This window comes from Streptomyces sp. NBC_01460, from assembly GCF_036227405.1.
Lineage (GTDB): Bacteria > Actinomycetota > Actinomycetes > Streptomycetales > Streptomycetaceae > Streptomyces.
Genome location: NZ_CP109473.1, coordinates 1,555,376 through 1,572,802 on the forward strand (window position 1 = coordinate 1,555,376; position 17,427 = coordinate 1,572,802).

Here is a 17,427-nt window from a genome sequence, read left to right on the forward strand (position 1 = left end):
GGTCGACGAATACAATCGGCCTCATGTCGAAGCATGACGCGCTGCTTGTTGACGTTGCCGCCCTGGTGGAGTCCGGGCACAGCAACCAGATGCCTCTGACCGTGGTCGCCGGTGGTGCTGTTATCACGGGCCGGCTGGCTCCCGAAGCCGTCTGGAGGCAACGGGTGTCGGAGGTCCTTGCGGACTCGGCCCGCCTGAGCGACTTTTCCGCCATGTTCACCAGTGCGGCACCCGAGGAAGGGCCGCCCACGCATCTGCACTTCCACGTGGCGCGGATTCTGCAGGGCACGGTGGGGATCCCGGAGACGGGCGGGATGTACCGGGTCGCGATCGAGGACGTCAGCGCCTGGACGATGGGCGACTTCAGCTACTCCGACCACTGACCCACTGCCCGCGCCCGGACACTTCGATACGCGGTGGGGGTCCGGCCGGAGTGCGTCGGCCGGACCCTCACCACCGCGTACCGGCGGCTCGCGTCTGCCGGTCGCTCAAGCAGCCAGAGGGGCGCCGAGCATCGCGGAAGCCTGCTGCAACGGGCTGAGAACCCGAGCGGGGGCGGGGGCCGGGACCGGACCGCGGCAGGTGAAGCCGAGCTGGGTCATGGCCCGCACGACTTCTCCTGCGCTGAAGTCGCGGCGGTCCTGGCGTGTGAGGACCTGGCCGACCTGTTTGACGGGGTAGGTGCGTCGGCCGATGATCACGGACTCGCCGGAAGCGTGCTCGGGCTTGATGCCTTTCATCGCTTCCAGGACGCCGCTCCTGGTCAGGTCGAACGGGAAGCGGGCGATGACACAGCGCATGATGCCTCACAGGGAGAGGAACGAAGAGGGAGCGGTTCTGCCGCGGACGGGGCGACTCAGCGGGCGAGGGCGAAGACGCCCAGGGCACTGCCGTGTTCGTCGACCACAGGCAGGGCATCGACGTCGCTGTGGCGCATCATGTGCCCGGCTTCGGCCATGGTGGTCACCGGTGAGGTGAACGGCCCCCGGTCGCTGAGGATGTCCCGCAGCCGGAGCCTGTCCGAGTACGCGGAACCGTCACGGACTGCTGTGAGCCGGGACCGGGTGACCAGGCCGATACACAGGCCGCTGTCGTCACAGACGAGCAGATGCCCGGTAAGGGCACTGGTCATCACGGACAGGGCCACCTCGACGGTCATGTCGTCACAGACCTGCGGCCCGGCGGTCTCCATCACGTCGCCCACCGTCCTGCCTGCGGGCGTGGCATCCGTCGAGCCCGGCTGCATCTGGACCAGCGTCAAAAGGTTCCTCCTGCACAGATGGGTCAGCTTGCGGATCACGAAGTTCTCAGGCAGCGGCGTCGAAGGAGGACTGGTGCGCGCTCACGCGCCGGGCCGCGGAGGCCGGGCTGCGCCGGCCACGAGAGGATGCGCCGCGGCTGCGCTCACGCCGCGCTGCCACCGGCGCGGTGATCGTCACGGGAATCCCTGAGGGGGCCTGGGCGCCGGTGATGCGGCCGAGTGCCTCTTCACCGGAGCGGACCTGGGTCGTCTGGGGCACGATGCCGGCGGCGGTCATGAGGCGGGTCATGTCCCGGCGCTGGCTGGGGGTGACGAGGGTGACGACGCTGCCGGACTCCCCGGCCCGCGCGGTTCGGCCGCCGCGGTGGAGGTAATCCTTGTGGTCGGTCGGCGGGTCCACGTTGACGACAAGGTCGAGGTTGTCGACATGGATGCCGCGGGCGGCGACGTTCGTGGCCACGAGCACGGTGACGTGCCCGGTCTTGAACTGGGTCAGGGTCCGGGTGCGCTGCGACTGCGCCTTCCCGCCGTGCAGAGCGGCGGCCCTCACACCGCTGGCCAGCAGGTGGTCGGTGAGCTTGTCCACGGCCCGCTTGGTGTCCAGGAACATGATCACCCGGCCGTCGCGGGCTGCGATCTCGGTGGTCGTACGGTTCTTGTCCGCGCCGTGGACGTGGAGCACGTGGTGCTCCATCGTGGTGACCGCACCGGCGGAGGGGTCGACGGAGTGGACGACCGGGTCGGTGAGGTAGCGGCGGACCAAGCGGTCGACGTTACGGTCCAGGGTGGCGGAGAACAGCATCCGCTGGCCCTCGGCGCGGACCTGGTCCAGCAGCGCGGTGACCTGGGGCATGAAGCCCATGTCAGCCATCTGGTCGGCCTCGTCCAGCACGGTGATCGCGACCTGGTCGAGTCGGCAGTCACCCCGGTCGATGAGGTCCTTGAGCCGGCCCGGCGTCGCCACGACGACCTCGGCACCACCGCGCAGCGCGTTGGCCTGCCGGCCGATCGACATGCCGCCGACGACGGTGGCCATGCGCAGCCTCACCGAGCGGGCGTAGGGGGCCAGGGCGTCGGTCACCTGCTGGGCCAGCTCACGCGTCGGCACGAGGACCAGGGCCAGCGGCTGCCGGGGCTCGGCACGCTGACCGGCGGTGCGGGACAGCAGAGCCAGGCCGAAGGCGAGGGTCTTGCCGGAGCCGGTACGCCCACGTCCCAGGGCGTCGCGGCCCGCGAGGGTGTTGGGCAGGGTCGCCCCCTGGATCGGGAACGGAACGCTCACCCCCTGGGCGGTCAGCGCCGCCAGCAACTGCCCCGGCATGTCGAGGTCGGCGAACGTCTCGACGGCAGGCAGCGCGGGAGTGACGGTGACCGGCAGAGCGAACTCGCCCTGAACCGCGGCGGGCCGCCGCCCATGGCCGGCCGAGCGGCCCGAACCGCCGGAACGGGCCGGGGCAGCGGAACGGGTCGAGGCGGTCGAGTTGAAGCGGCTACCGCCCCGGCCGGAGTCGGCGGCACGGCTGCGGGAAGAGCGGTTGTTCGTACGTGTGGGGTTCATTCAGAACCTTCCTTGATACGGCACGTATCAAGGAATTCTCGCAGCGGAAGAACAGCGCAGGGAATCACAAGAACGGGCCGAGCGGAATGAGAAATCAAATGAGACCTGCATTTTCCCCTGGAGCGGGATGCAGACCATGGAATGAGTGACGCCATATCGGCGAGGCATCCAGTTCCACCGACAGGTGGGACTCGGAAGGGTTGGGCAGCGAGAAGGCTCTGCGGATGGCTCTGCGGGCGGAGGTTTTCACCGCAGGTGGCACCACTCCCGGAGAATGCCCGGAGCTGGGGCCCGCACCCCGGAGGATGCGGGTCCCAGCTACGAAGTGCGCTCCGGCGTCAGGCGGGAACGATGTTCTCGGCCGTCGGGCCCTTCTGGCCCGGTGCGATGTCGAAGGTGACCTTCTGGCCTTCGAGCAGCTCGCGGAAACCCTGGGCGGCGATGTTCGAGAAGTGGGCGAACACGTCAGCGCCGCCACCGTCCTGCTCGATGAAGCCGAAACCCTTGGCCGCGTTGAACCACTTCACAGTGCCTGACGCCATGTCATATCTCCTTCGGGGCAGGTACGTCGGAATCCGTGATGCACGGATGCCGCGTCGCCGCGATGATGCCCCGCCCGGAGAGAACCGGAAATACAATGAAGCTGCCACTGGTCGAAAACACCCACGCAGAAGCTTGAAGTTTTGGGAACCACAACTGCAACCGAGATGGACAGTAGCATGCCGTAATGGTCCGCGTACGCTGAACAATTCCACTCTCTTCGCCGGGGTAAGAACACTCCCGGCGCGGCGCATTGAACCCTCACGCCGTGGCCATAGATATCGGCCCGCCCCGAGCACAGCGTTGCAGGAAGGGTGCGCACCTTCACAGCGCGGGGAAACCGACCGCTCGGATGCAGGTCGGCCCACCAGCGCGTCGCCCGTCAGAACGAAGGGTCGCGGAAGGCGCACCGTGCCCAACAGCCCTGCAGCGCGGCCGAAGTCCATGGGCCGGGCCGTGCCGTCCGGGAAGTCGGCACACATCACGGCCTGACCAGCCTGGAGCTCGCGGTAGCCCGAAGAGCACATCACGAGCTGGGCGGTACGCGTCCGGGAAGCCGCGAGAAGCAGCGGCACGAGAGAGCACCCACGCCGAAGACGAGCGCATCCTTACGAGCGTGACACCGCAGGGGGAACGGCCCGTGGGCGCACTTCGGGCAGGCGGATCAGGCACCTGCCCGTCCCCCACCGGACGCGCAGGGCTTCAGGCCGAGGTCGGCGTGCCGGGCGGCTCGGCGGCTCGGTGGTGTTCGGCGTTGATGCGCTGGGCTTCCTCGAGTTGGTCCTCGAGGATGACGATGCGGCAGGCCGCCTCGATCGGGGTACCGCCGTCGACGAGTTCGCGGGCGCGGGCGGCGATGCGGAGCTGGTAGCGGGAGTAACGGCGATGCCCGCCCGCGGAGCGCAGGGGAGTGATGAGGCGGGCTTCGCCGAGGGCACGGAGGAACCCTTGTGTGGTGTTGAGCATCTCGGCTGCCCGGCCCATGGTGTAGGCGGGGTAGTCGTCGTCGTCGAGCCGGCCGAACGAGTCGCCTGCTGTCACTTGCACCTCTCTTGTGGAACACGCGTCGGAGGGGCCCTGGTGCCAATGGCACCAGGGCCCCGAAGGAACAGCTACACCATCAGCCGGCCTTGATCGGCTGTGCCGGCTCTGTGTTTCCGCATACCTGCCGGGAAGAGGTCCGGGGGTTGCGGGGATCGCGGTTGCTCGACCGGAGACCACCTCACTTGCGATGTCCTGCGGTACCCGGGCCCAACACTTCCGCCCGGGCGATCCTGATGGCGCTCAACTCCTCCGTTCTTTCCCTCTGGACAGACTACTTCCGTACTCCTGGTGGCCTCTCACAGCGCCACTTCGGCAGCCAGCCCCGTCGCCCGTCCTGCGTCTGCTCCGGCTTGGAACCCCACTGCCGAACTTCCCGGTACGCGCGCCGCAGCCTGACGCCATGTACCGAGGGACCACTGGTACTGCGGACTGCACCTGCGTCCTGCGGTCCTGCTCACGGCAGCCCCTGAAACTGCGGGCCACCCGGTCCGGTCGCCAGCCCCGTCGCCATCCCGCGAAAACCCTGGCTTCGGAACTCCACCACCGCACCGGCCTGCGCACTGCAACTTGCCTTTACTGCTGCCAGGCGGTTCATCTCTGCCCGGCCCTGCTGTCCTTCTTGGCTACGAGAGAAACCGTAATCACCCTGCACCTCAATGTCTACCCCCGCCAGTACAGATTTTCAGATGCCGGCCAGGAAGACTGTCTGCCTGGACCGGGCGGAGCGTGGGGCATCCCAGCCAGGGCCCTTGCACCCGACCAGGGCCGCTACCCGCAGCCCTCTCGCCCGCTGCGCCGCCGATCGGACGGGCACGCGCCGCAGCCGGGGTACATCCGGTCGGATCGCAGCCGGCCAGGGCACGAGCCCACGATCAGGGTGGGCCCGCCGGGGCACCTTCCCGAGGTCAGGACCGTGTGCGGCCCGCAGCGCCGTCCGGACCCGGACCGGTACCCGCGCCGTCGCCGCCCGGCTCCCCGCAGCCCTCGACCGCGCCTGGGAACCGAGCCGGCAGGCCGACCGCCGTGCCGGCCGTCCCGCGCGTCCTCGCCCGCTGCTCAGCGGCCCACGACCACCAGTCCGGCCCAGAACGCCGGGTCCGCCGGATCGTGGCCCGAGGCCGTGAGGGCGTTCAGCAGGTCGGCCGCGAGCCGCCGCACGTCGGCCGGCATCGACGCGGGCGGCTCCCGCACCGGGCCGGCCATCCAGAGCTGCGCCTGACGCAGCGCGTCCACCGGCGCGTGACCCGTGCGGAGACCGTGGTGGAACAGGAGGTCCACGAGGGCCGTCGCGTGCAGCCTCACCAGCCACAGCGAGCCCAGCACGGACGACGCTCCCCCGGCCAGGAACGCCGCCGCCATGGTGAAGGACTCGTCCGGGTGGCGACGCGGCAGTCCGTTCATGCACGAGGCCAGGGAGACGCACAGCCCGGGCCCGTCCGGCGGCACGGGGAACCGCTGCGCCGCGATGGTCTGCACGGACAGGCGGTCGATGTCACCGGCCGGTGTCCCGTCGGCGCCGAAGGCCGCGCCGAAGGCGAGGTGCGAGCGCCAACTGTCCGACGGATCGGGGAGCAGGTGCGCCGAGACGTCCACGATGCCGTGCGAGAGGGCGGCCCGCCGGATCTCGTCGAGGACCTCCGCGGGCCGCGTCGTGCCGTCCGGGCCGCGGACGGGCCGGCCGGAGGGGCGGCCCGTCTCGGGCGCCAGCAGGCGCGGCCTCGGGTACAGCCGGTGCAGTGCCCTGCTCGACGAGACCCGGGCCTGCTCCCCCGTCAGCCCCAGGACCAGCAGGGCGTCGTCCCCGGCCCGGACGGGGGGCCGCCCGGCCGCGGCCACGAACATCCGGGCGGAAGGGGCGGTGGACAGCACCATCCGCTCGACCGCCCGGCCCGGGCGCCCGCCCGCCCCCGGCAGCCGTGCCGCGCTCCACGGCACCGCGACCAGCGCCCCGAGCGGCACCAGCACCAGCCGCCGCGGGCAGTCGGCCCCGGCACCCCCGGCGTCCCGCGCCAGGTGCTCCACCACCGCCCGCCCCGCCCAGTCGCACACCTCCTCCAGACGGGCCCGCCAGGCGTGCTCGACAGCATCCGCCCGCGGTGCGGAGAGCAGTAGTTCCAGGGCGCCCGTGTAGGCGTCCAGGGAGGAGGGATCCGCCAGGCCGCTCAGGGGCGTCCAGCGGACGCCGCCGTCGCTCCGCACCCGCAGCGCGCCCCCGGAGACGGGCGAGTTCTGGGTCGGCAGCAGGTACACCAGCTCGTGGTTGCCGGTCCTGCGCAGCGCCGCCGCGATCTCGGGCACCGGGACCGTCCCCAGCAGCGTGTCCAGGGCGCCGTGTTCCTCCAGCACCGCCCGCACCCGGGCTCCGAGGCGCTCGGGCACCGGGTGTTCGGCGTACGAGTCCCAGGCGTCGCCGCCCGCTCCCTCCCCGAGGGCGGCCCCGGGCCCGGTCGCCGTCCCGTCCGGCCGGCGCCCGGCCCGGTCCTGCCGAAGTGCGGCGTCCCGCCAGCCGCGCCACTCACCGGCCAGATCGGCGCGGCCGAGCCCGGACAGGGTGCTCAGCACGTCCACGGTGACCATCTCCGTGTGCAGGGCGAGCGCCCGGCCGCGCTCCAGCGTCCCGACGGCCTCTTCCAGCGCGCCGTCCGCGACGCACCACCCGGCGACTTCTCGGGAGAGCGGCCCGGCCCGTTCCGCCGTCAGCACCGCGTCGGCGGCGACCTCCTGCACCAGCGCCCTGCGCGCCAGCAGACCGAGGGCCTCCCACCCGAGCCGGCGGGACCGCTCGCGCCCCGCCCGGCCCCCTGCCGCCGACGACCGTCCGGGCCGCGCGGCCCGGACGAGCAGGTCGCCGAGCCCGGCGGGGGCGGGGTTCACCGCGCGGTGTTCCCGGGCCAGTTGCATCCGCAGGTCCACGGCGGGCGTGTCCACCGCCTCCGGCCGGGCGGCCACGGCCTCCTCCATCTGCCGCAGCCGCCGGTCCCGGTCCCCCGGCTCCTCCCCACCGCGGGCGGTGTGGGCCATCAGGGTCCGGGCGTAGAAGTGGACGGCACGGACGGTGTCCTGGAACGGCGGACGGGACGAGACGTCAGGCCGTTCCACCAGCAGGCCGATGGCGTCGGCGGGCGGGCGGGCGGCGCCCGGCGGGGCCGTCGGCGCCTGGGCCTCGACGAAGCAGGCGATGTGCAGCAGCAGTTCCCGCCCGGCCCGCTGCGGCGACCGCTCGTCGGTGCGGCTCAGGGACTCACTCAGGACCGTACGGGCCTCGGACAGCAGCGCGTACCGCTCGCCGCCGCCGGGCGGGCTGCCGCCGTCCGTGTACGTGGCGGCCATCAGCAGCGACCAGCCCAGGGTGTGCTGGACCAGCGCCAGCAGTTCCGGGCTGTGGTCCTCCCGCGTGTCCGCCAGCCGCCGTGCCCGGTCCACGCAAAGGCGCAGCAACTGCGTCGTGCGGGCGGCGTGCCCGACCCGGTCCACCGCGGGGGTGGCCTCGTCGCCGGTGCCGGTGCAGTCCGCGTCGTCGGCCCCCGCGTGGTAGTGGAAGGCGGTGTGGACCTGCGCGAAGACCGCGTCCAGGACCAGGCGGTGCATCGGGTCGGCGGGGTGCTGGACCCGTGCCCGGCGCAGCATGGCGAGCGCGGACCGGATGTCGCTCAGTGAGCCCTCACCCGAGCCGCGCAGCGACAGGAGCTGTACGAGGGCGAGGTCGACAGGCGCCGTCAGCGGATGCCCTGGCGGCAACAGGCCGCGGACGCCGTCGAGTTCGTTGACGACCGCCCCGATGTCGCGCTCCCGGACCGACCAGGTCCCGATCACCTGGGTGCGGGCCAGGGCCCTCGCCGCCAGGGCCTCGGGCCATTCCGGGGAGCCGGGGTCCATGGTCCGGACGGCGTGCTCCAGTGCCGCCACCGCGTCGTGGAGGCCCAGCCCGTCGACGTTCTCGCCCACCGTGACCGCCCGCAGCAGCTCGGCGCCGAACCGGGCGGCCGCCAGCGGGTCGTCCTGGGCGGCCCGCCAGACGGCCCGGTGGGCCAGGGCGAGGTCCGCGGCGCCCGTGGCGCGGGCGGCGTCCCCACCGGTGTGCACCTGGGTGGCGAGCGCGGCCCCGGCGGCGCGCATCTGCGCCCGCTGTGCGTCGTCCAGGCGGCTGCCGGGCCGGGCCAGTTCCTCCGCGGTCGCCCGGGCGGCCTCCGCCTCGCCGGGGCTGTCCCCGCCGTACTCCGCGACGCGCTGCGCGAGGACCACGTAGCGGAACATCCACTCGTCCCGCCGCGCGTCCTCGTCCGGGAGCAGGCGTAACGCCCTCCGCATGAGGTCCTGGTGGGCGATTCTGCTCCGGACGAACCGCTCGGGCGCCTCCCGCGGCGGTATGCCGCCGCGCCGGACGGCAAGGGAACGGCGGACGTGGTCGGCCGACTCGTGGACCACGTGCGTCAGGTCGAGCAGGGCAAGGTAGGCGTCCAGCACCTCGGCGTCGGTCAGGGGCGGTTCGATGAGGTGCCGGGCCGCACGGAGTAGCCGGCGACAGGCTCCCAGGCAGTCGGTGGCCCGCAGGAGCCACGTGTCCAGGGTCCGCGCCTCGTCCGGCGAGGGCACGTGGCCGACGGCGGCGGCCCGGGCGCAGGCGTCCGCGACCCTCTGCACCGTGTCGTACCAGTCGTTCACCTCCCCCGTCGGGTCCGCCCCGGCGCGGGCGGCCTGCCGGACGAGGCGTTCGGTGTGGTCCGCGGCGGCGCGCAGGGCGGTCGCCAGGTCGCTGTCCCGGCCGCGCTCCCGCGCCGGGTGGGTGTAGTCGATCACGGGACCGGCGGCTCCTCGGGCGGCGGACGTTCGAAGGTGATCTGCGGTGCGGGGTGGCCGGTGCGCCGGAGGTAGGCGGTGAACGCGTCGCCCGTCCGCTTCTCGTCCCCCGTGTCCGCGGGGAGCGGCCAGGAGGCCGCCGCGTAGAGCGCGTCCCGGTGGCGCAGCAGCGCCGCCTCCACGGTGTCCGCGTAGTCGTCGACACCGTCCCCCAGCCCGGCAAGGAGCAACGCGCCGACCACGGCGCCCGCGAGGGCGGCCAGCGCGGCGGGCCACAGGGCGACGCGGTCCAGCAGGGCGAGCGGCAGGGCGGTGACGACGGTGAGCGCCGCCCAGACCAGGTTGCGCGCCCGGCCCAGCACCTGGTCCGAGGCACGCTCCAGATCGCGCCGGGCGGGCTCGTCGAACACCTGCTGGAGCAGCGGCCAGCAGAGCTGGGCATCCAGCCGGTGCCTCCCCAGGATGCGTTCGCCCATGGCTGCGAAGCTGTCACCGATCCTGGTCGGCGCCGTCAGCACGTCCTGCACGGGACGCCGGTGCAGTTGCCGGCGCGCCTCGGCGGCAGCGCGGCTCGTCCACGGCTCCTCGGCCTGGGCGGTGAGCCGCTGCTTCGCCCTCACGCGGCCGACGACCCCACGGGCGACCAGTGCGGCGACCGGTCCGCGTACGGGCAGCGCCGTGCCGGACAGCAGATGCACGAGCGGTCCCGCCAGGGCCGTCACCACCAGGGAGGCTCCACTCGCGGCGACGACCACCAGCACCCCGAGGGCGGCGAGCGCCAGCGGCTCACCGCGGCCGGCATCGCAGAGCACGGCGGTGGGGCCGGCTGCCCGGCAGCCGCCTGCGGGCGGCTGCCAGGGGCGCAGCAGCAGTACGGCCACGGCGGTGAACGCGTAGGCGCCCCCGCTGATCAGCGCCGTCCAGCGCTTCGCCGGCCCTGACGCCAGCGCCGAGATGATCCCCACGGCCTTCCTCCTGGTGTCTGCCCCGCCCCGGCCCCGTCAGCGCCGGCTCAGCCCCGGGCGCCCCGCCGCTGGTAGACCAGGTCCGCCCCGCACGCGCACAGGAGCTCGCCGTCATGGGGGAAGTCCATGCTGCCCGGCTTGTCGGTGGTGCAGGGCACGGTGTCCCCGGGGTCGCGGGAGCACTGCCAGCTGAAGAGGGAGCCGCCCACCGCCTGCGACGGCGGCACGAGGGCCAGCCGGCCGTCCGCCGCCGCGACGTCCAGCGGCTCGTCGCCGCCGAACCAGTCGTCGGCGTCCTCGTCGTGGTTGCGCTGCCCCATCCGACCCCCCGGGCTCACGGCCGTACGGCGTTCCGCCACGCACTGTAGCCCGGTGGCCCGAGCACGGTCCATGAAGCGGCCGATTCCCCCGAAAGGCCGTCACGGACCACACAGGAGAGCTGACTTCACCTGCCCACACGGTCACCAGCCGCTCCGGGGGACGCATGGCGATAACCGATTTCACGAAGCCTGACGACCTCGTCGAGGCCTTCCTGGCATCCGTCTTCGGCCCGCACGGCCTCGTCCTGTACGTCTTCGTCGTCGCCACCTGGCTGCTCGCCTGGTACGCCCTCGCCGTGGCGGCCCACCGTCGCACGCGCGACGCCTGCGCCCGGTCCGCCGCCGTACCGGGCGTCCGGCGCGCCCGAGCGGCCTTCTGCACGGCCCTGACTCCCCTGGCACGGGCGGTCCACCTGGCCCTGAGCTACTTCGTCGCGGCTCGCCTCGAACCCGTGACGCGCGAGACCGAGGGCCCGGCCGACGTCGACGTGAGCACGTGGCTGGTCCCCGCAGCCGACCCCACCGGCACTCCGGCGTTCCGGATCCGGTTCACCGCCGCCCTCCTCCTCGTCGCCTCCGGCCGGTGGAGCGCCGGCGACGTGACCGGGGGCATCACCCCGTTCCGCCCCATCGCCTGGTTCCTTTTCGCCTGCGGCACGGTCGCCGTCCCCGTCCTGCTCCTGGCCAACCGTGAGATGGCGCTCCTGGCGCTGGTCCACGTCGTCACCGGGGTGCTGTCGTTGTACCTGCCGAGGACGTGCGCCGCGTCGTGGCGCACGACATGGCCGTGAGGAGCCCCGGTCGGCCTTCGGCCCGAAAGCTCCGCCTGGTGGACGGGCTCGCCACCGAGATCTCCGGTCCGGGGCGTTCGCGCCTTCGAACCCTGCCGGTGCGGCGGACCTCCGGAACGTCCGCCGCACCGGCACGCGTCCTCACCCCAGGTGCATGTGATGGAGCATCAGCAGCCCTGCCGCCATGTTGGCCGCGGGGATCTCGCCGCGTGCGACCATGTCCGGCACGAGCTTGAGCGGCACCCACTCGCGCCGCGAGGACTCGAAGTCGTCCGCCGGGTGTCCGGTGTACGTCGCCTCGCGGGACCAGAAGAGGTGGTGCCGGGCGTCGATGAGACCGTTGGCCGGTTCGACGGTCATCAGGGGAAGCAGCTCACCGGGGCGCCAGCCGGTCTCCTCCTCCATCTCCCGCGCCGCCGCGACGGCGACGTCCTCGCCGTCCTCGACGACGCCCGCGGCCAGCTCCCAGCCCCAGCTGTCGGTGATGAAGCGGTGCCGCCACAGGAGCAGGACCTCGTTGGCCTCGTTGACGACGGTCGCCGCGGCGACGGCCCGGAGGCGGATGAGGAAGTGGTCCAGGTGCCGGCCGTCAGGGAGTGCGACGTCCGCGAGATTGACCCGGAACCAGCGATTCTCGTACACGGTCTGTTCGTTTAAGTTCGTCCACTGCACAGTTCTGCCACCTTCCGACTGGTCGATGGCAACATCGCAGCAGGGTCCGCCCCGCAGGGGAACGCGTGGAGGGCTCCGGGACGAGGCTCACAGGGGCACGCGGAGCGCTCCGTCGATGAGGGCCGCCGCCGCCGAGGCGTCCGCGCTGCCGCTCGCGGCCAGGTGCTCGCGCACGGAGCGCAGCCGGTCCCTGAGCCGCTGGGACTCCATCCCCCGGGCCCGTTCCGCCATCTCCGCGGCCGTGCGGGCCGCCCTGTCCGCCTCGCCCTGGAGCAGTTCGAGATGGGTCAGCAGGGCGAGCCGGTGCACGGCCCCGCGGTCGTGCGCGGGGGAGCGTACGGCCGCCGCCGCGTGCTCCCGGGCGCCGGCCACGTCCCCGAGCCGCAGCAGCGCCTCCGCCACCTGGACGTCGACGAGGCCGGGCTGGACGTATCCCGTCTCGTCCGGCTCGCTCCCGCTGCCGATGCGTCCGGCCTCGGTCTCCGCCCGGCGGATGCACTCCAGTGCGCTGCGGTGGTCGCCGAGCCGGGCGTAGGCCTTGGCCTGCATCGCGTGCAGATCGGTGGCCAGCGCCGGGGTGATGTGCGGGCCGGCGGCGCGCAGGGCCGCCTCGGCGAAGGCGACGGACCGGCGGAATTCGGCCAGGTACAGGGACTGGTTCACGAGCAGCGCGATCACATAGCCGCCGAGCCCCCGGTCCCCGCTGGCCTTGGCCAGGCGCAGGGCCTGGTGGAAGTAGCGCTGGGCGAGCCCGTGGGCGTCGGAGTCGTAGGCGCAGATGCCGGCGACGGCCACCAGGCCGGCGGTCGCCCGGTGCAGCTGGCGGCCTGTGGCATCGCTGTACCCGCCGCGCAGCAGCGGCGCGGTCTCGGCGTTGAGGAAGCCGACGATGCGGGATCTGGTCGCCATCCCTCCGGCCTTCCGGTACATCTGCTCGTAGTGGGCGCGGGCCGCGCGCAGCATCGCTATGTCCGCCATGCTCACGCGGGAGGGCCCGGGACGGGAGACGTCGGCGTCCTCGGGAGGGTTCTCCCACTCCCAGACGGGCATCACCGCCGTGGTGCCCGTGACGGCCGCCGCGGTGGCGAGATGCGGGCGCTGCTGGTGGTCGGAGCGCCACAGCGCCGGCGCGTGCTCGACGAATCCGGAGAGGCCGGCGCTCGGCGCCGTCGTGTGGAGCCCGGCGATCCCCATGCCGATGTCGTCGAGCGTGACGGACCGGTCCAGCCGGCCCGCGAGGACCTCGCAGATCAGGTCGGGCACCTGCCCGCGCGGGCGCTGGCCCTTGAGCCAGCGGGAGACCGCCGTGTGTTCGTAGCGCAGGCACAGCCCGCGGGATCGGCCGGCCTGGTTGACGTGGACGGCGAGTCCCGCACGGGACACACCCGCCTCGTCGATCAGGGAATCGAGCAGGACGTTGGGCTCCATTGCCCCCCCATGTACGCGTCGCGATGAGCCTAGTCCAGCACGATTCACACGGGGTGTGAACGGAATGCCCGAACCGTCCCGCCGTGCGCCCTGCCGCACCGGCGTACCGCTCGCTTGAATGAGTGCCTCGCAAGAGGCGGCCGGGTCGTCGGCTCCCCCTCGTACAGTTCGACGACCCGCACCCGCGCCGTCCGCCCTGCCGGCCTGCCCGACACTCCGTGGCAGGGCGGGCGGCGCCGGATCGCACGGCTCACTGCCCCGATGACAGACGGGCCGTGTGCGGTCCCCCGCCGTCCGGCGAGAACAGAAGGGGCGTATCCGGTGGCCGGATACGCCCCTTCTCACCCCTCGGGTGCCGTGCTGGCCCTACGCGCCGCGCAGCACCGCGCCGGTGCGCTCGGTGGCCAGGGCGACCGCGGTGTCGCGGGCCGCCGAGGCCTCCTCCACGGTGAGCGTGCGGTCCGTGGCACGGAACCTCAGCGCGTACGCCAGGGACTTGTTGCCCTCGCCGATCTGCTCGCCCGTGAAGACGTCGAACAGCCGCAGCGATTCGAGGAGGTCGCCGGCGCCCTCACGGAGCGCCCGCTCCACCGCGTCGGCGGGCACGTCCGAGGCCACGACGAGCGCGACGTCCTGGGTCGCCACCGGGAAGGAGGAGATCCGGGGCGCCTGGAGCGCACCGTCCACGGCCCGCTCCAGGACGTCGAGCTCGACCTCCGTGGCGCAGGTCCGCTCGGGGAGGTGGAGCTCCTTGACGACCCGCGGGTGCAGCTCGCCGGCGTGGCCGAAGAGGGTCTCCTCGCCGTCGACCGTGACGTACAGCGCGGCGCAGCGGCCGGGGTGCCACGGTGCGTGCCGGTCGGCGCGGGCCGTCACCTCGACGCCCGCCTCACCGGCGATGGTGCGCGCCGCCTCGACGGCGTCCGCCCAGGTGGCGGTGCGGGCCTTGCCCCACCAGCCGGCCTGCTCACGGGCGCCCGCGAGGACGACGGCGGCGCGGCGCGGCTGGCGCGGGAGCGCCGCGTCCAGTCCGGCGATCTCCTCGTCGGTGGGCCGGCGGTCGACGGGCAGCCGTACGGCCTTGGTCTCCTCGCCGGTGGGCCGGAAGACGAGCCCCGTCTCGAAGAGCGCCAGGTCGTGGCTGCCGCGGCCGTCGTTGCGCCGCAGCGCGCCGAGGAGGCCCGGCAGCAGCGTGGTGCGCAGCGCGGGCTCCTCGTCGGAGAGCGGGTTGACGAGGGTGACCGTACGGCGGCGGGCGTCGTCCTTCTCCAGACCGAGCTGGTCGAGGACGGTGTCACCGATGAACGGGTAGCTGAGCGCCTCGACGTAACCCGCGCCGGCGAGCGCCCGGCCGATGCGGCGGTGGAGCCGCTGGCGGTCGGTGAGCCCGCGCCCGGAGGGCGGGGTCGGCAGGGTGGACGGGAGGTTCTCGTACCCCTCCAGCCGGATGACCTCTTCGGCCAGGTCGTTCGGCGCGGCGAGGTCGGGGCGCCAGGACGGCGCGGTGACGATCAGCTCGTCCTGCCCGTAGACGTCGCAGCCGACCTGCTGGAGGCGGCGCACGACGGTCTCGCGGCCGTACGCGACGCCGGCCACCCGGTCGGGGTGGTTCGCGGGCATCGCGATGGTGTGGGGCGCCGACGGAGCGGTGATCTCCGTGACGCCGGCCTCGGCGGTACCGCCCGCGAGGAGGACCAGGAGGTCGACCGTGCGCTGCGCGGCAGCGGCGGCGGCCTGCGGGTCGACGCCGCGCTCGAAGCGCTTGGACGCCTCGGAGCTCAGCTTGTGGCGGCGCGCGGTCCGGGCGATGGCGATCGCGTCGAAGTGCGCGGCCTCGATGACGACCTCGGTGGTCGCCGTGTCCTCGGCCACGTCGGCGATCTCGGTGTCGGCGCCGCCCATGACACCCGCGAGACCGATCGGCCCGCGGTCGTCGGTGATGACCAGGTCCTGGGCGTCCAGGACGCGCTTGACACCGTCGAGCGTGGTGAGCTTCTCGCCCTGCTGGGCGCGGCGCACCCCGATCGTGCCCTCGACGCGGCTCCGGTCGTAGGCGTGCAGCGGCTGGCCCAGCTCGAGCATCACGTAGTTGGTGATGTCGACGGCGAGCGAGACCGTACGCATCCCGGCCTTCTGCAGCCTGCGCTGCATCCAGATCGGGGAGCGCGCCTCGGGCCGGAGGCCGGTGACCGTGCGCGCGGTGAAGTTGCCGCATCCGATCGGGTCGGACACCTTCACCGGGTAGCCGTGCGCGTTGGGCGGCGGCACGTCCAGGAGCGCCGGGTCGCGCAGCGGGAGCCCGTACGCGATGGCGGTCTCGCGGGCGACCCCGCGCATCGAGAGGCAGTAGCCGCGGTCCGGAGTGACGGCGATGTCGAGCACCTCGTCGACGAGCTCGAGGAGCTCGATCGCGTCGGTGCCGGGCTCGTACTCGGGCGGCAGCACGATGATGCCGTGCGTGCCGTCGTCGCCCATGCCGAGCTCGTCGGTGGAGCAGATCATGCCGTGCGAGGTCTTGCCGTACGTCTTGCGCGCGGCGATCGCGAAGTCCCCGGGCAGCACCGCGCCCGGGAGGACCACGACGACCTTGTCGCCGACGGAGAAGTTACGGGCGCCGCAGACGATCTCCTGCGGCTCACCGGTGCCGTTGGCCGTGCCGACGTCGACGGTGCAGAAGCGGATGGGCTTCTTGAAGCCCTCCAGCTCCTCGATGGTCAGGACCTGTCCGACGACCAGGGGGCCCTTGAGGCCGGCGCCGGTCTGTTCGACGGTCTCGACCTCGAGGCCGACGGAGACGAGCTCGGCCTGCACGTCGCGGCCGGTCGCCGTCGCCGGCAGGTCGACGTACTCCCGCAGCCAGGAAAGCGGGACGCGCATCAGATCTCCATCCCGAACGGCCGGGTGAACCGGACGTCACCCTCGACCATGTCTCGCATGTCTTCGACGTTGTGGCGGAACATCAGCATCCGTTCGATGCCGAACCCGAAGGCGAATCCGCTGTACTTCTCGGGGTCCACACCGCAGGCGACCAGCACCTTCGGGTTGACCATGCCGCAGCCGCCGAGCTCGATCCAGCCCTCGCTGCCGCAGGTGCGGCAGGGCCGGTCCGGGTTGCCGACGGACTCGCCGCGGCAGACGTAGCAGACCATGTCCATCTCGGCGGACGGCTCGGTGAACGGGAAGAAGTTCGGCCGGAGCCGGGTCTTCATGTCCGGACCGAAGAGCGCCTGGACCATGTGGTCGAGGGTGCCCTTGAGGTCGGCCATGGTGAGGCCCTCGTCGACGGCGAGCAGCTCGATCTGGTGGAAGACCGGGGTGTGCGTGGCGTCGAGCTCGTCGGTGCGGTAGACCCGCCCGGGGCAGACCACGTAGACGGGGGGCTTGCGGCTGAGCAGGGAACGCGCCTGGACGGGCGAGGTGTGCGTACGCAGCACCACACCGGACTCGTCGCCCTTGGCACCGTCGGCGCCCTGGACGAAGAAGGTGTCCTGCATCTGCCGCGCCGGGTGGTCGGGCACGAAGTTCAGGGCGTCGAAGTTGAACCACTCCGCCTCGACCTCGGGGCCCTCGGCGATCTCGTAGCCCATGGCGACGAAGACGTCGGCGACGCGCTCCATGATCGTCGTCAGGGGGTGGCGCGCACCGGCCGGGACGCGGTCGTAGGGCAGCGTGACGTCCACCGCCTCCTCGACCAGCACCCGGGCGTCACGCTCGGCCTCCAGCTCGGTCTGGCGGGCGGCCAGCGCCTTGGAGACGGCGCCGCGGGCCTGGCCCACGCGCTTGCCCGCCTCGGCCTTGGCCTGCGGCGGCAGCGCGCCGATCTCCCGGTTGGCGAGCGACAGGGGCGAGGTTCCACCGGTGTGCGCGGTCTTCGCCTGGGCGAGCGCGTCGAGGTCGCCCGCGGCGGCGAAGGCGGCGAACGCCTCGTCCCGCATGCGCTCGATCTCTTCCGGTTTCAGTGCCTCGACCTCGACTGGGTCGTACGACTTGTTCGGTGCCGACATCTCTTCCCGTGCTTCCGATTGGCTGGTGGCGACCCTGGTTGGACGAC

At 72.8% G+C, this 17,427-nt stretch carries 14 protein-coding genes; 2 read left to right on the top strand and 12 right to left on the bottom strand.

Annotation, left to right across the window (positions count from 1 at the left end; genetic code table 11):
* Positions 1-23: 23 nt before the first annotated feature.
* On the top strand, positions 24-383 hold the full coding sequence (locus OG488_RS06885; RefSeq protein ID WP_329226887.1) for a hypothetical protein: 360 nt from the start codon (positions 24-26) through the stop codon (positions 381-383).
* A 105-nt stretch (positions 384-488) separates the two neighbouring features.
* On the opposite strand, the gene OG488_RS06890 is transcribed toward OG488_RS06885, so the two are convergent.
* From OG488_RS06890 to OG488_RS06925, 8 genes are all read right to left on the bottom strand, one after another.
* A complete protein-coding gene (locus OG488_RS06890; RefSeq protein WP_329226888.1) occupies positions 489-800 on the bottom strand; it encodes an SCO5918 family protein in 312 nt (103 codons plus the stop codon).
* Positions 801-856: 56 nt separating this feature from the next.
* Entirely contained in the window at positions 857-1,261 is a 405-nt protein-coding gene (locus tag OG488_RS06895) for a CBS domain-containing protein (RefSeq protein WP_406461475.1), read from the bottom strand.
* A 46-nt stretch (positions 1,262-1,307) separates the two neighbouring features.
* Positions 1,308-2,819, bottom strand: coding sequence for a DEAD/DEAH box helicase (locus tag OG488_RS06900; protein ID WP_329226890.1), 1,512 nt, complete (start codon positions 2,817-2,819; stop codon positions 1,308-1,310).
* Positions 2,820-3,157: 338 nt separating this feature from the next.
* Positions 3,158-3,361, bottom strand: a complete 204-nt coding sequence (locus OG488_RS06905) for a cold-shock protein (protein WP_076967088.1) — start codon at positions 3,359-3,361, stop codon at positions 3,158-3,160.
* A gap of 700 nt (positions 3,362-4,061) precedes the next feature.
* Positions 4,062-4,400, bottom strand: a complete 339-nt coding sequence (locus tag OG488_RS06910; RefSeq protein WP_329226895.1) for a helix-turn-helix domain-containing protein — start codon at positions 4,398-4,400, stop codon at positions 4,062-4,064.
* Positions 4,401-5,459: 1,059 nt separating this feature from the next.
* Positions 5,460-9,200, bottom strand: a complete 3,741-nt coding sequence (locus OG488_RS06915; RefSeq protein WP_329226897.1) for a CHAT domain-containing protein — start codon at positions 9,198-9,200, stop codon at positions 5,460-5,462.
* Positions 9,197-10,165: a hypothetical protein gene (locus OG488_RS06920; RefSeq protein ID WP_329226899.1), complete on the bottom strand. Its 969-nt coding sequence runs from the start codon at positions 10,163-10,165 to the stop codon at positions 9,197-9,199. The genes OG488_RS06915 and OG488_RS06920 overlap by 4 nt, the downstream gene beginning before the upstream one ends.
* 47 nt (positions 10,166-10,212) lie before the next feature.
* On the bottom strand, positions 10,213-10,485 hold the full coding sequence (locus OG488_RS06925) for a hypothetical protein (RefSeq protein WP_329226901.1): 273 nt from the start codon (positions 10,483-10,485) through the stop codon (positions 10,213-10,215).
* 164 nt (positions 10,486-10,649) lie between these two features.
* Here OG488_RS06925 and OG488_RS06930 point away from each other — a divergent pair, with 164 nt between their 5' ends.
* On the top strand, positions 10,650-11,276 hold the full coding sequence (locus tag OG488_RS06930) for a hypothetical protein (RefSeq protein ID WP_329226902.1): 627 nt from the start codon (positions 10,650-10,652) through the stop codon (positions 11,274-11,276).
* Positions 11,277-11,417: 141 nt separating this feature from the next.
* Here OG488_RS06930 and OG488_RS06935 read toward each other — a convergent pair whose 3' ends face one another.
* From OG488_RS06935 to pheS, 4 genes are all read right to left on the bottom strand, one after another.
* Positions 11,418-11,948: an NUDIX hydrolase gene (locus tag OG488_RS06935; protein WP_329226903.1), complete on the bottom strand. Its 531-nt coding sequence runs from the start codon at positions 11,946-11,948 to the stop codon at positions 11,418-11,420.
* 87 nt (positions 11,949-12,035) lie between these two features.
* Positions 12,036-13,376 (bottom strand): transcriptional regulator, encoded by a 1,341-nt coding sequence (locus OG488_RS06940; protein ID WP_329226904.1) that lies wholly within the window; start codon positions 13,374-13,376, stop codon positions 12,036-12,038.
* Between the two features lie 366 nt (positions 13,377-13,742).
* Positions 13,743-16,253, bottom strand: a complete 2,511-nt coding sequence (pheT, locus tag OG488_RS06945) for a phenylalanine--tRNA ligase subunit beta (protein WP_329226906.1) — start codon at positions 16,251-16,253, stop codon at positions 13,743-13,745.
* Complete coding sequence (gene pheS / locus OG488_RS06950) at positions 16,253-17,380, bottom strand: phenylalanine--tRNA ligase subunit alpha (RefSeq protein WP_329226908.1); 1,128 nt, start codon at positions 17,378-17,380, stop codon at positions 16,253-16,255. Before pheS ends, pheT begins: the two co-directional genes overlap by 1 nt.
* Positions 17,381-17,427: the final 47 nt, after the last annotated feature.

Excerpts from the sequence above, each read along its gene's own strand:
- OG488_RS06900 (WP_329226890.1), bottom strand. The coding sequence starts at position 2,819 with ATGAACCCCACACGTACGAACAACCGCTCTTCCCGCAGCCGTGCCGCC.
- OG488_RS06940 (WP_329226904.1), bottom strand. The coding sequence starts at position 13,376 with ATGGAGCCCAACGTCCTGCTCGATTCCCTGATCGACGAGGCGGGTGTG.
- pheS (WP_329226908.1), bottom strand. The coding sequence starts at position 17,380 with ATGTCGGCACCGAACAAGTCGTACGACCCAGTCGAGGTCGAGGCACTG.
- OG488_RS06885 (WP_329226887.1), top strand. The coding sequence starts at position 24 with ATGTCGAAGCATGACGCGCTGCTTGTTGACGTTGCCGCCCTGGTGGAG.
- OG488_RS06930 (WP_329226902.1), top strand. The coding sequence starts at position 10,650 with ATGGCGATAACCGATTTCACGAAGCCTGACGACCTCGTCGAGGCCTTC.
- OG488_RS06925 (WP_329226901.1), bottom strand. The coding sequence starts at position 10,485 with ATGGGGCAGCGCAACCACGACGAGGACGCCGACGACTGGTTCGGCGGC.
- OG488_RS06890 (WP_329226888.1), bottom strand. The coding sequence starts at position 800 with ATGCGCTGTGTCATCGCCCGCTTCCCGTTCGACCTGACCAGGAGCGGC.
- pheT (WP_329226906.1), bottom strand. The coding sequence starts at position 16,253 with ATGCGCGTCCCGCTTTCCTGGCTGCGGGAGTACGTCGACCTGCCGGCG.
- OG488_RS06905 (WP_076967088.1), bottom strand. The coding sequence starts at position 3,361 with ATGGCGTCAGGCACTGTGAAGTGGTTCAACGCGGCCAAGGGTTTCGGC.